The organism is Microbulbifer sp. MKSA007, assembly GCA_032615215.1.
In the GTDB taxonomy this organism is placed as follows: Bacteria; Pseudomonadota; Gammaproteobacteria; order Pseudomonadales; family Cellvibrionaceae; genus Microbulbifer.
The window spans coordinates 2,460,249-2,473,419 of the sequence record CP128433.1; the positions used below are offsets into that span (position 1 = coordinate 2,460,249).

Annotated in this window: 10 protein-coding genes; 8 read left to right on the forward strand and 2 right to left on the reverse strand. The window is 49.5% G+C overall.

Annotated elements, in window-relative coordinates; all coding sequences use genetic code 11:
• From crcB to QT397_13880, 4 genes are all read left to right on the forward strand, one after another.
• A complete protein-coding gene (crcB, locus tag QT397_13865) occupies positions 1–375 on the forward strand; it encodes a fluoride efflux transporter CrcB (GenBank protein WNZ58377.1) in 375 nt (124 codons plus the stop codon).
• A gap of 47 nt (positions 376–422) precedes the next feature.
• Positions 423–1,706, forward strand: coding sequence for a serine--tRNA ligase (gene serS / locus QT397_13870; GenBank protein WNZ58378.1), 1,284 nt, complete (start codon positions 423–425; stop codon positions 1,704–1,706).
• A gap of 92 nt (positions 1,707–1,798) precedes the next feature.
• Positions 1,799–3,193, forward strand: coding sequence for a siroheme synthase CysG (cysG, locus tag QT397_13875; GenBank protein WNZ58379.1), 1,395 nt, complete (start codon positions 1,799–1,801; stop codon positions 3,191–3,193).
• A gap of 64 nt (positions 3,194–3,257) precedes the next feature.
• Positions 3,258–3,521, forward strand: a complete 264-nt coding sequence (locus QT397_13880) for a hypothetical protein (protein ID WNZ58380.1) — start codon at positions 3,258–3,260, stop codon at positions 3,519–3,521.
• Positions 3,522–3,543: 22 nt separating this feature from the next.
• Here the strand turns inward: QT397_13880 and QT397_13885 are convergent, their stop codons facing one another.
• The gene (locus QT397_13885) at positions 3,544–5,871 is read right to left on the reverse strand and encodes a penicillin acylase family protein (protein WNZ58381.1); all 2,328 of its coding nucleotides are present in this window, start codon (positions 5,869–5,871) and stop codon (positions 3,544–3,546) included.
• A 325-nt stretch (positions 5,872–6,196) separates the two neighbouring features.
• Here QT397_13885 and QT397_13890 point away from each other — a divergent pair, with 325 nt between their 5' ends.
• The 4 genes from QT397_13890 (at position 6,197) to QT397_13905 (ending at position 11,861) form a co-directional block, all read left to right on the forward strand.
• Positions 6,197–8,746, forward strand: coding sequence for a TonB-dependent receptor (locus tag QT397_13890; GenBank protein ID WNZ58382.1), 2,550 nt, complete (start codon positions 6,197–6,199; stop codon positions 8,744–8,746).
• Between the two features lie 362 nt (positions 8,747–9,108).
• Positions 9,109–10,413, forward strand: a complete 1,305-nt coding sequence (gene egtB, locus QT397_13895) for an ergothioneine biosynthesis protein EgtB (protein WNZ58383.1) — start codon at positions 9,109–9,111, stop codon at positions 10,411–10,413.
• A 2-nt stretch (positions 10,414–10,415) separates the two neighbouring features.
• Positions 10,416–11,384, forward strand: a complete 969-nt coding sequence (gene egtD / locus QT397_13900; protein ID WNZ58384.1) for an L-histidine N(alpha)-methyltransferase — start codon at positions 10,416–10,418, stop codon at positions 11,382–11,384.
• Positions 11,385–11,576: 192 nt separating this feature from the next.
• Positions 11,577–11,861, forward strand: coding sequence for a DUF411 domain-containing protein (locus QT397_13905; GenBank protein WNZ58385.1), 285 nt, complete (start codon positions 11,577–11,579; stop codon positions 11,859–11,861).
• A gap of 9 nt (positions 11,862–11,870) precedes the next feature.
• On the opposite strand, the gene QT397_13910 is transcribed toward QT397_13905, so the two are convergent.
• Positions 11,871–13,118 carry an SLC13 family permease gene (locus QT397_13910; protein ID WNZ58386.1) on the reverse strand — a complete coding sequence of 416 codons (1,248 nt, stop codon included), beginning with the start codon at positions 13,116–13,118 and terminating at the stop codon, positions 11,871–11,873.
• Between the last annotated feature and the right edge of the window lie 53 nt (positions 13,119–13,171).

The following is a 13,171-nucleotide window of genomic DNA, read 5'->3' on the forward strand; positions in this document are numbered from 1 at the left end:
ATGCAGTGGCTGGCAGTCGCCTTGGGCGGCGCACTTGGGGCAGTTCTTCGCCACCTGGTGAGTATCTGGAGCTTTCCGGTATTTGAGGGCCGGTTTCCGCTAGGAACCATCATTGTCAATTTAACAGGCTCTTTTTTGATCGGTATTGTTTATGTACTGATCGCTCACCGCGCCATGTTGGGGGAGGAATGGCGTCTTCTGTTGATGACCGGTATGTTCGGCGCACTGACAACCTTTTCCACTTTCTCCCTCGAAAGCCTGATACTGTGGCACAATGGCCAGCCGCTGGTGGCCCTTGGCTATATTGTCGGCAGCCTTGTTGGTTGTTTGTTGGCCACCGCTGCTGCTGTCGCTTTGGCGACACGGTATTTTTAATTTAACTTCTCTGTTGTAGGAGCCTGATAACAGGCGAACTGGAAACGATGCTCGATCCCAAACTGATTCGCACGGATATGGACCAGGTGGCCGCTGCCCTGAAAAAGCGCGGTGTAGAACTGGATACTGCCAAACTTGAAGCCCTTGAAGAACGCCGCAAAGAATTGCAGGTGCGCACCGAGAGTTTGCAAAACGAGCGCAATAGCAAGTCGAAAAATATCGGCCGTGCCAAGGCGAATGGTGAAGATATTGCTCCGCTTTTGAAAGAAGTGGAGTCCCTCGGTGGTGAGTTGCAAGATGCCAAACATGCACTGACAGAATTGCAGGGAGAGTTGGATGCAATCTTGTCTGCGATTCCCAACTTGCCGGATGCCTCAGTGCCTGAAGGCGAGAGTGAAGACGATAATGTAGAGGTTCGCCGCTGGGGCCAGCCGCGTACTTTTGACTTTGAAGTTAAAGACCACGTAGACCTGGGCACACACCTTGGTGGCCTCGACTTCGAGATGGCAGTGAAGCTCACCGGCTCCCGCTTTGCGGTAATGAGCGGTGATGTTGCGCGTCTGCATCGCGCGTTGGCACAGTTTATGCTGGATACTCACACCGAAGAGCATGGTTACCAGGAAACCAATGTGCCGGTTGTTGTGAATGCTGATTCCCTGTACGGCACTTCCCAGCTGCCTAAATTTGAGGAAGACCTGTTTAAGCTCGAAGATGATCGTGGTTTCTACCTGATCCCGACTGCGGAAGTGCCCCTCACCAATATGTATCGCGATCATATTGTTGAAGACAGTGCTAGCCTGCCGCATAAATTGGTTGCTCACACTACCTGCTTCCGCTCTGAAGCTGGCTCTCACGGCCGCGACACTCGTGGCATGATTCGCCAGCACCAGTTTGAAAAGGTAGAACTGGTTTGGGTGGCGCGCCCGGATCAGTCTGAAGAGGCATTGGAAACCCTGACGCAAAATGCGGAGACCATTTTGCAGAAGCTGAACCTGCCATACCGCACAGTGATTCTCTGCGGTGGCGATATCGGTTTCTCTGCTCGAAAGACATACGATATTGAAGTTTGGATTCCGTCCCAGGATAAGTACCGCGAGATATCCTCTTGCTCCCTGGTAGGTGACTTCCAGGCGCGCCGAATGAAGGCACGTTGGCGCAACCCGGAAACCAATAAGCCCGAATTGGTGCATACACTGAATGGCTCCGGCCTTGCCGTGGGTCGTACCCTCATCGCTGTTCTGGAAAATTACCAGCGCGAGGATGGCAGTATTGAGGTGCCGGAAGTATTGCGGCCCTATATGCGAGGCCAGGAAGTGATCTCAGCTTCCTGAGCGTAGCACTCCAAAAGGGCGAGCGTAGAGTTCGCCCTTTTTTGTTTGTAGTCATGAGTTTCACTTTGCCCGCTATTTGATGGAATAAGAAGTTGCGTTATTTACCCCTCGCATTTGATGTCAAAGATCATCCCTGTTTGATTGTTGGAGGCGGCTCCATTGCCACCCGTAAAGCTCGCTTATTGCACAAAGCGGGTGCACGGATATTGGTGGTATCCCCGGAAATTACCGATGAGCTTCAGCAAATGGTGACTGATTCTGGTGGGGAATGGTTTCAATCAGTTTATTCGAGCGAGTATTTACAGAAAGCGGGGCTGGTCGTTGCTGCATCTGATAGTGAGTCGGTGAATGCACAGGTTTCAGCCGATGCCCAGGCTCAGCGCCTACCTGTCAATGCGGTGGACGCGCCAGAGTTGTGCACGTTTACTTTCCCGGCCATTGTGGAGCGGGGAGATCTATCGATCGGCATCAGCAGTGGTGGCGCGGCTCCAGTACTGGCGCGCAGAATCAGGGCCCAGCTCGAAGCCCTGCTATCGCCGGGGCTGGGACCGCTGGTAACTTTGGCGGCACGGATGCGCGATAGGGTTAAGGCAGCGCTGCCAGAGTCTCGGCGCAAGAATTTTTGGGAGTGGGTTTTTGCCGGCCCCGTTGCCAACCGCATGGAGGCGGGGCAACCAGCAGATGCAGAGCAGGCGCTGGTGGATGCGCTACAAGACTGGCAGGGGAGCCCCAATCCGGTGGGTGAGGTTTACCTGGTAGGTGGAGGTCCGGGAGATCCAGACCTGCTGACTTTTCGCGCACTGCGCTTGATGCAGCAGGCAGATGTGGTGCTTTACGATCGGTTGGTTTCACCGGAAGTGATGGAGTTGGTGCGTCGGGATGCAGAGCGGATCTATGTGGGTAAGCGCAAGGCTTTCCACGCGGTGCCACAAGACGATATCAATCAGCTGTTGGTAGATCTGGCCAGCCAAGGCAGAAAAGTTTTGCGGCTTAAGGGAGGCGATCCCTTTATTTTTGGTCGAGGCGGTGAGGAAATAGACAAGTTGTCAGAGGCGGGGATTCCCTTTCAGGTGGTGCCGGGAATAACAGCGGCCTCTGGTTGTGCCAGTTACGCTGGTATCCCACTGACTCACCGGGATCACGCTCAATCTGTGCGCTTTATTACCGGGCACCTGAAAGAGGGTGAGTTGGACCTCCCTTGGCAAGAACTTGCGGGCCCAGCACAAACCCTGGTTTTCTATATGGGGCTTACGGGGTTACAAACTATTTGTGCTGAATTGATTAAACACGGGCTCGATGCGAATACGCCGGCGGCCTTGGTTGAAAAGGGCACTACGCGAGACCAGCGAGTAGTTGTCGGTGACTTGAGCAGCTTGCCGGCCCTTGCTGAAAACAGTGAAGTTCGAGCGCCAACACTCACCATCATTGGTGGGGTAGTGAGCTTGCATGAAAAGCTTCAGTGGTATCAGCCAAATCGAGAAGATTAAGGCAGGGACCCAATGACGCCGAGAGTACCTATACTGAAAAGGTACTCTCAGAGTGGTGTTCAATATGCTGCTTGCATTTATTCGCTTTTATTGCACCAATGCTGTGCGCTTTTTTCTCCCACCGGTCCGTGAAATAGCAATTCCTGCACAGCTAGACAGTCACACCCGGCGCTACACCTACCACTACCAGCAAAAGAAGAGTTGGGTGAGAAACCTCTGGATTATATCGGCGGCACTGATGTTGTGCTTTCCAGTGCTGCCTTTCGTTGTGAGTCTTGCCTTCTTCACCACGTTTCTGTCTTTTGCAATTCTCGATGAGACTGCCTGACTTTAGCGTCCCTGCGGTACCTCTAATTTAACGTGAGTCGGTAGCGAGGCTCGCGTTCAATAAATGATGAAGTGTTTCCCTTTACCCAATCCTGATGGCCGTTGCCGAAAAATGGTGAGAGTGGATGAGCACTCTGACCTGTGGCCATATGGAAAATACCGTCTGCATCCCGGCCCGGTGAAACCACTAAGCGCTGGGATGCGCCATGAGTGGGAGACTGGAAGCGGGGCATATGGGTATCTCCAGCGAGAGGCTCCGCAGGCATTGCCAGGAACCAATTCAGCGGTGGTATTGCTTTGCCCAGTGGATGCTGGATCTTTGCCGTATTTTCAGCACCCCAGGATTGACGCTTAAGGGGTTGATTGCTGCGATTCATTTTTTCCAGTACTTGATCCAGAGCGGCGAGCTTTATCGCCTTCCAGGATTCAAAATCCGGGTTGAGAAGCTGTTTTGGCTCTTGCTGAGCCATTTCCCAAAGTGGGTATTCAAATTGGCGCTTGAGTTGGCCGAAAGAAAACTTAGGCTGATAGCGGCGCATGTAAGTCAAAATGGGCGCTGTCGTAAGCTCCATCAACTTCAGGCGATAGTTGCGAACGATGCGATAGCCTACGGAGTCGATGGCGGCTCGGCCTCCCCAATTTTGAATCTGTGTATATACCTCGCGGTAGTCTTGCTGATCTTCAAGTAAGGTGAGGAGGTGTTGCTGCCACCGCTCGAGAAAAACTGCCTGATCGTCGAGCTGGATATTTAAAAGGTCCTGCTCATTGAATTTTTCTTGAGCGAAAAGCCGTTCGCGAATTTGTTGCTGACGTGCGCCGAGCGCATAGCCGTGGTTGCCCATGAGTTTGAGATAGTCCCCATCAACGATACGAGCGTTGGCACTCCAGATTCGGCCGGACTCCGGGTTATACAGGCGGGGGTGCTCCTGGGGGCTTAAATAGCCGTCCCAATAGGCACTACCATCTGCCCAGCTGATTGATCGACTGCCATCAAACCCGACTCGCTTGGGAATAGCGCCAGCCACAGTCCAACCAATATTGCCGTTACTATCGCCAACCACTAGGTTCTGATGAGGGATGCCTATGGTGGGGCCAAGCTCCAGAGCTTCTTCGGCGGTGCGAACAACTTCCATATCAATCAAGTTCATATTGCCGCCCAGAGTGTCGTGAGCAACCCAGCGGAATGCGAGAGGAACGCCATCGTGGTTTGTACCGATAACGGGACCCCAGATAGTTGTGCGAACTTCTATGGTTTTTGGGTCGCTGCCTTTGACGGCGATAGATTCTGTTTCATAGGCAAAATTCCTCCAGCCTTCAGGCGTTTTATATTGATTGCCGTCTTCGCTGAGTTCCAGTGGAATCAGGTCACTCCAGTCGCCACCGGTGTTGGTAAATCCCCAGGCAACTAATTCGTTGCTTCCGGCAACCATAATTGGGCCGCCTGGAAGGGTTACGCCACGAACAAATCGGTTGGTGCCTGGTATGCTCCAGCCTGCTCGGAACCAGATATTGGGAACACTCAGCCCGAGGTGCATATCGTTGGCAAGAATGGCTCCACCGTGCGCTGTTAAATTACCGCCGACCACCCAGTTATTACTGCCGTAAATCTTGTCATCACTCTCCATCGCCTGATAAACGATAGTGTCCTGTTCATCTAAAAGTGCAGAAATCGGTGTTTCTGGGAGGCTAACCTTTTCTCGTGCTTCTCCAAATAGTGGTGCGTCCCACCGCCCGCCTTGGGGAAAATAGAAAGCGTAGAGATCTGATGGAAGCAATTCGGCTAAAGCGGTGTCGCGAAGTTCATAACTACCGCGTTCACTTTGTAGCGTCAGGTACATGCTGTAGATAGTTAACAGGCTGTCGGCAGAATTCCAGGGGCGCGGTTCCTGACCCAATAACAAATACTCCCAGGGTTTTGCGGGAAGCTGGTTGAGGCCAAAATTAATACCGTTGATATATTGATCCAGAAGGGCCTTTTGTTCCGCCGGCATCGCAGCAATGTTTCGCTCTGCTCGCTGGCGAAATTGATGCAAACGTACCTTTTGATCGTGTTTTATAGTGGACGCGCCCAGTAATTCTGATAATTCCCCGGCAGAACTTCTCCGCAACAGATCCATTTGGAAAAAACGTTCCTGCGCGTGTAAAAAGCCCAATGCGAAGGCCGAACTGTTTCGGTTTTCAGAATGAATTAATGGCACTCCCTGTGAATCGCGCTCGATAACAACTGGGTCTTTTAATTTACCCGTGGTAATGGTTCCATCGAGAATAGGCAAGCTCTGTCGGAGCCAGATCCAGGAGCCAATTAAAAATATAATTATCAAACCCAATAGGCTGATAATTAGTGCTGTCATATACCGCTTGAGAAATGGAAATGTTGTCATTGTGGTGGCCGCAAAATCTCTGAGTTAATGTCGGTAGCACTTTATTGTGCAATTTTAATTTCACTCGCAAAGTTACTAAGCGATACAAGGAGTAACTTTTAGTGACAAAACCCAAGCTTTAAATTATAGGATTTTCCTGTCATTCACTGCTATTTCTCGAAGAACTGACTGGTCACAAGAAAAAAGTCATCGCAGGGTTTTCAATATGAAAACGCAACCGTAAGATGGCGTGCAATAACAAAAACAACAATAAATCGAAAACATCAGGCTGTATAACAATAAACGCGAGGACGCGATGATGCACGATGTTGGTAGAGATGTAACAAACCGTAGATTCAATCTTTCCATTCTTTCTGGAACCATTGCTTTCCTCACCGCTGTCGGCTCTCACGTTCACGCTGCGGAAATTGAGGAGGTTGTCGTTACTGCGCAGAAGCGAGCGGAAAACCTACAGGACGTACCTATCGCGATTTCCGCCTTCACCGGGGAAAATATAAAAGAAGCCGGTGTCAAAAATTTGACTGACTTGGGGAAATATACGCCGGGCGTGGAAATGCACAATGATACCGCCCTGCAACCAACGTACAGTATTCGCGGCGTGCAAACTAATGACTGGACCATAGGCTCTGATCCAGCAGTGGCGGTCTATGTGGATGGGGTTTATACCGGCCGCAGTGCAGGTGCCGAGATACCGCTGACCGATATTGAGAGGGTTGAAGTCCTCAAAGGGCCTCAGGGTACACTATTCGGTCGCAATGCCACCGGTGGTGCGATCCACATTATTACCACCAAACCGCAGGCGGATGATTCTACGGAATTAAATCTAACTGCCGGTAATTATGGGCGCCAGTCGTCGGATCTTTTGGTTAATCGCCAGATTAGTGACAACCTGTATGGCCGTTTTTCGGCGTCGACAAATCGTCGCGATCCATTTGCTGATAATTTAGCAAATGGATTCTCTGTAGGGGATCAGGATACTCAGACCTACCGCGCCTCTGTGTTGTGGGAGCCGGCGACGGATACTGAGGTGCTGTGGCGCGCCAATTACGGGATTATGGATCAAGGCAGCGCTTTGCGAACAACCATAGTGCCCAGCCTTAAAGATGAAACGGATGTTTTTGGCGACTACGCCCTGGATACCCCGACCATAGAGGATCGTGATTCCTTTGGCACATCACTGACAATTACCAAAGATTTCGATAATTTCACTTTTACTTCGATTACTGCCTACAGCGAATTCGATGCCCACCTGCAGCAGGATGAGGATGGTACCGCCAACCCGGACTATATGTTTGGGTCGGCAAATACTGATGATCAAAGCCAGTTCTCTCAAGAGTTCCGTCTCAATGGTGCTACAGATACTATCAAATGGACTCTGGGAGCTTCTTACTCCGAAGAAGAGGTGGATCACACCACTTATGCCAATTTCACTACCGGATCGGTGGAGTCCTTTGCCGTTTATGAAGGGGTAAAGGCTGCCTATCCGGACCTGACCCAAACCGAGCAAGAGGACTTAGCGGTTATCACCCGTGCGCAGCTACAGCAGGCAGGGTTGGAGGGAATTGCCAGCGCTTCCTTTGTCTATGACCTGATGCTGCAAACAGGCCAGGTGGATGCGTTACTCGCTCAGTTAGGCGCTGCTGGTATAACTGGCGATATGCTCTATGCGGAAGATGTAGTCGGACAGATGATGGCGGGCTTCAATCCCTGGATAGCCTCGGATGCACATTGGGGGGAGAGCGTTCGCAACACAGGTGATTACCGTTCCAGTGCTATTTACGGCGACATGACCTGGAGCCTTACCGATAAGATGGACCTGACTGTCGGTGCTCGTTATACCTACGATCAAAAAGATTTCACCATCCAGACGGCTTATGGCAACAGTATTCCTCTGTCACTGTCCGGCGGAGATGTGCGCTTGGTTGACGGAGATGGCAACGTAATCGGCACTGTAACCCTGCCTGAGGTCGATTTGGGGTCCCAGTTGTTTGGCATTGTGTTTTTCAACAATGGCCAGCCGGTTTTGGACTCCAAATTGAGTGATAGCTGGAGCGACCTTTCCGGTCGTATAGTGCTGGATTACCGCTGGAATGACGATGTGATGACCTATGTCTCCCTGGCGGATGGTTTTAAAGCCGGTGGATTCAATAGCCTGAACTTTGGTCCCGGGGTTGAGTCGTCTTTCGATCAGGAAGATGTCGTTAACCTGGAGGTTGGTCTTAAGAGCAGCCTGTTCGACAACCGAGTACGCTTGAATACCTCTATTTACACCTACGAATACAACAATTTGCAGGAGTTGGATCTGGTGGGTACTCCTATTCCTAGTTATAACCTGCGGAATTCGGATGCAGAGGGTACTGGGGCGGAGATCGAAGTGCAGTGGGCAGTAACAGAGAGCTTGTTTATTGCCGGTAATTACTCCTACCTGGATACAGAGTTTACTGACTACCAGATCATCGAAGCCATTGGTGAGACTGAAGAGGACTCGAAAGTAGGTCAGTCTCGGGTATCAACGCCAGAGAATAAATTCAACCTAATGGCTGAATACACAGTGGACCTTGCATCTGGCGGGGAGTTTATTTTCCGTGGCGATTATAACTGGACAGATGAGCGAATTGGTTCGATTACTGATCGGACACGTATCGTGGAAGACTATCAGTTGTTCAACCTGCGGGCGGCCTGGAACAGCCCTTCAGATAGTTATTCTTTAGCGCTCTGGATACAAAATTTGACGGATGAAGAAATTGCTGGCGGTTATGGTGGTACCGGTGCAGCCATTGGTGCCAGTCCCGCTTGGCGCTTTATGCCGAGAATGTACGGTGCGGATTTAACTGTCCGATTTTAATTAACCCATGGGTTAATACGGCACAGGGATGTGCTGTTGTCGACCTTGGGAGGGCATTTAAAGGCCACAAGAGTATTGTGGGATTATTTAGAGTCCCTTATTCCGGCAGTAGCCTATAAAAAACGTTTAGATTGAGAAAATTGCGTCTAAATTTTGAAAGAAATATTACATAAAACAATTTTTGCTCTATTTTATTAAGTTATTCCTGTCAGCATGACGAGAGAGTGGGCCGGTTTATCCGGCCCTTTTTTTTATTGACCCTTCAAGAGAAAAATAAACTGGCGCATATACCCTTCTGTTGAATAGCTAGCCTCTAGGTTTACACCTAAAACTGCGTATGATGATTTCAATAGAGAAGAAATGTGTCGCAGTTGATTACTAATATGGCAATACACGTCGGTGAAGTAACTTTAGAGGAAGTACAACATCAACTTCTCAGTGATTACCAGAAAGTTCGTGCAGAGACAGAGGATCTTGCGTTGCCGTTATCCCCGGAGGATATGCAGCTACAGTCTATGCCGGATGCCAGTCCTACCAAATGGCATTTAGCACATACGAGCTGGTTCTTTGAGACCTTTATCCTTGCCAACCGGTTGCGGGGATATCAAACATTTAACCCACACTTCAACCACCTGTTCAACTCTTACTACAACAGTTTGGGTACCCCCTTTGCACGCCCTAACAGGGGGCTAATTTCGCGTCCGGATAGTGCCCAGGTTTATGAATATCGAAAGTTTATCGATGACTCCATGCACCGGATGCTCAGTGAGTACCCGATTCCTGAAAATTTGGCCGCGTTGGTCCAGCTGGGGTTGAATCATGAGCAGCAGCACCAGGAATTGATATTGACCGATATCAAGCATGCGCTGTCAACTAACCCCATGGCACCGGCATACAGGGATATGTTTCCTGAAGATGAAGACGGGGCGCTGGAACCTTTGCGATGGTTGAGCATACCCAAGGACCTCTATGGGATAGGGAGTGATGGGGATGCTTTCTGCTTTGATAATGAAGGCCCTGAGCATCAGCAGTTTATCGATGACTTTGTGATTGCCTCCCGATTGGTTACCAATGGCGAGTATCTTGAATTTATAGAGGATGGTGGCTATGAACAGCATCGGCTGTGGCTTTCGGATGGTTGGCTGCATTTGCAGAAAAATCAGCAAAAGCACCCATCCTATTGGCGGCTGAACAGTGATGGTTGGCATCAGTACTCCCTCTATGGGTTGCTACCCTTAAATCCAGCTGAGCCTGTCTGCCATCTTTCTTTCTATGAGGCAGATGCTTTCGCAACCTGGGCTGGAAAACGATTGCCTACTGAATTTGAATGGGAGGCAGCTGCTTGCCATTTACGCCAGCCGAATCAGATGGCATCAGCTAATTTCCTGGAAAAACGTCACTTTAGGCCATTGCAGGCGCAGCGGGGGCAAACGCAGTTCTTAGGGGATTTGTGGGAGTGGACTTCCAGCGCTTACTTACCTTATCGGGGCTTCAGAGCCCGGGAGGATGCAGTAGGGGAGTACAACGGAAAGTTTATGTGTAACCAAAAGGTTCTTCGCGGTGGATCTTTTGCAACCCCGGCTGACCATATCCGGATCAGTTACCGCAACTTCTTTTATCCACACCAGTCGTGGCAATTTACCGGTATCCGTTTGGCAGGAGACTAAATGTGAAAGCAGCCGTATCATCGATGCAGGAAAGTTCACAACAAGACCATGAATTTCTCAATGATGTGTTACGGGGGTTGGCCGGAGATCAGAAAACACTACCGTGTAAATACCTATACGACGAACTTGGCTCTCAGTTATTCGAGAAAATATGTGATGTAGACGATTATTATTTAACCCGTACTGAGGCGAAGATATTCAGTCAGTATCTACCGGATATTGCTGAGGAAATTGGCCCAGGGGCGCTACTGGTGGAGCCCGGTGCAGGCAACTGCGAAAAAGTAGAGGGCCTACTGCATCTATTAAAAAGCCCTAGCGGATACTATCCCATCGATATTTCCCCGGAGATTCTCTATCTGGCGGGGCAACGAATTAAAAAAGGCTTACCTCATATTTCTATCTGGCCGGAAGTGGGTGACTTTACTCAAGCCGAAGTATGGGACAATCTGTCGAATATTGAGTCAAAAAAACGTGTGGTGTTTTTTCCTGGTTCGACAATTGGAAACTTTGAGCCGGATAGGGCGGAGCAATTGCTGGAGACGTTTGCGGCAAATTTGAGAGCGGGAGACGGCCTGCTTATCGGAACTGATTTAGTTAAAGATTCAGTTGTGCTGGAGAGGGCGTATCACGATAGTGAGCATATTACGGAGCAGTTTAACAAGAACCTCCTGCAACGAATTAACAGTGAGTTGGGAGGCAACTTTGATTTGTCATCTTTCTCTCATCGCGCCTTCTATCAGCCATTGCGACAACGCGTAGAAATGCATTTAGTTAGCCTCCGGGATCAAAGCGTCGCAATCGCTGGGGAACAAATCGTCTTTTCGGAAGGGGAGACTATTCATACCGAGAATAGCCATAAATATAAAGTGAGTAGTTTTAATACCCTGTTGATGAAAGGCGGCTTTAAACCTGTTCGCCACTGGACTGATTCCTCTGAATCTTATGCTATTCACTATGCCCAGGCTATCTAGGGAGGTTTTAGGTCTCCTTTTCTCACTGGTGATATTGGCCGCACCAGCAAGTTTTGCTGGTGCGGAGGAAAAAAACAGTGGGATGCCGATAGTTTTATTGTGTATAAACATCCGCTTTGCTTCTGTTGTAACAAATGGGTGGATTATCTACGGGGTAACGACATTGCCGTATCTACCAGTTCTGAGCTGAATATGGCCAAAATTCGGCAGCAATGGGGTGTTCCTCGGGGGATGGAGGGTTGCCATACGGCGGTGTGGCACAACAAATATGTTTTTGAAGGCCATGTTCCCGTCAAACATATCCTGCAATTTATTTCCTCTCCTCCAGAGGATGGAATCGGTCTATTAGTACCCGGGATGCCCGTTGGTAGCCCAGGAATGGAAGTGGATGGAAAGTTTGAACCTTACAATATTTATCTGCTGCTGGAAGGGGGAGACTATCGCCCCTTTGTCCGAGTCGAGAAGCCCCAGAGTTAGCTCTTGTTTTTAGGTCTGTAGCGAGCTGTACCAAATAATATAGAGATAACTCGCTGCCACACTGATAACACTTACCGGCAACATCAATAAAAAGAACTGCCAGAAGTTAAATGGTTGCACACCAAATTTTTCCGCCTGCTGCAGCACTATTACATTGCTGGCTGCGCTGATTATAAATAGGTTACCAGCAACTGTAGATATGGCTGATAGCATCATAAGTGTTTGAGTGTCGTGTTCATGTAGCAGATTCAGGTAGATTTCCACTACGGGAACATTGGAAAACAGTTGGCTGGCAAAAAAACTGACAAAAGTTACGGTTTCAGGTTCAGCCAGATTAATCCCGCTCTTGTGCAGAAAAAACTGTAGTGATCCGGACTTGAGTAGTGAGCCGGTCACAATAAACATAGAAATAAAGAAAAAGAGGGTGGGCCAGTCTACTTCTCTCAGTATTCTTCTTCTTTCATGACTCGCCAGATAAATGGGTGAGCAGGCGACCAAGCCTATTTGACCCAAGGTTGGGTGGTAAATACCTTCTACGTTATGAAGTACACTGCCTAATGCAATTAGAATTACCAGAAGGGCTGCCGACAATAGAGGTGGCCATTTTTGTGCTATCTCATTGTCCTCTCGATGCTGAATGCCTACATTGTGACTGGGTTCGTCAACTTTAAGAAACCTTTTTAACCAAAGAATCGACAGCAGCATGGTGATTGCTGCCGGGATAAAGATCCACTCGGCAAATACCAGAAACATATTGTCAAACTGCCCTGCGTTGGCAATCAAGATATTTTGTGGGTTGCCGACTGGGGAGATCATGCTGCCGATCGTTACGGTGGCACAAAGTAAAATAAGTAGGGGTACAACACCCCAGTTCATATCCCGAGCCATCAATAGAGCGATGGGTACACCAATCACTGCTGCAGCATCATTGGTGAGAAGGGCGGCGCAGACGGCCATGATCAGGACATAGCTTGCCAGTATGGTATTGGGGTTTTTACGGGAGAGTATTCGCCTGCTGATTTGTGCTGAAATCCCTGTGTCGTACAGAGCGGATGCAATCGAAAATACAGAGAATAAGTAGAGGATTAAGTCCCAATCCACTGCAAAGAATGCATCTTTAAGTGTGATTTGCCTCAAGGCCAAAAGTGCTACTGCGCCAAGGGTCATGATGTGCCAGATACGAACGGCAGATGGTAGCCATTGGCGCACGGCTATTAGGATAAAGATGATTGCCGAAACGGTTAAGCTGATAGACATCTATCGTTATCCGAGTGTCGCTAGTCCCAACTGCTACTCTGGTTTTCAGCATT

Excerpts from the sequence above, each read along its gene's own strand:
- crcB (WNZ58377.1), top strand. The coding sequence starts at position 1 with ATGCAGTGGCTGGCAGTCGCCTTGGGCGGCGCACTTGGGGCAGTTCTT.
- serS (WNZ58378.1), top strand. The coding sequence starts at position 423 with ATGCTCGATCCCAAACTGATTCGCACGGATATGGACCAGGTGGCCGCT.
- QT397_13880 (WNZ58380.1), top strand. The coding sequence starts at position 3,258 with ATGCTGCTTGCATTTATTCGCTTTTATTGCACCAATGCTGTGCGCTTT.
- QT397_13885 (WNZ58381.1), bottom strand. The coding sequence starts at position 5,871 with ATGACAGCACTAATTATCAGCCTATTGGGTTTGATAATTATATTTTTA.
- QT397_13890 (WNZ58382.1), top strand. The coding sequence starts at position 6,197 with ATGATGCACGATGTTGGTAGAGATGTAACAAACCGTAGATTCAATCTT.
- QT397_13905 (WNZ58385.1), top strand. The coding sequence starts at position 11,577 with ATGGCCAAAATTCGGCAGCAATGGGGTGTTCCTCGGGGGATGGAGGGT.
- QT397_13910 (WNZ58386.1), bottom strand. The coding sequence starts at position 13,118 with ATGTCTATCAGCTTAACCGTTTCGGCAATCATCTTTATCCTAATAGCC.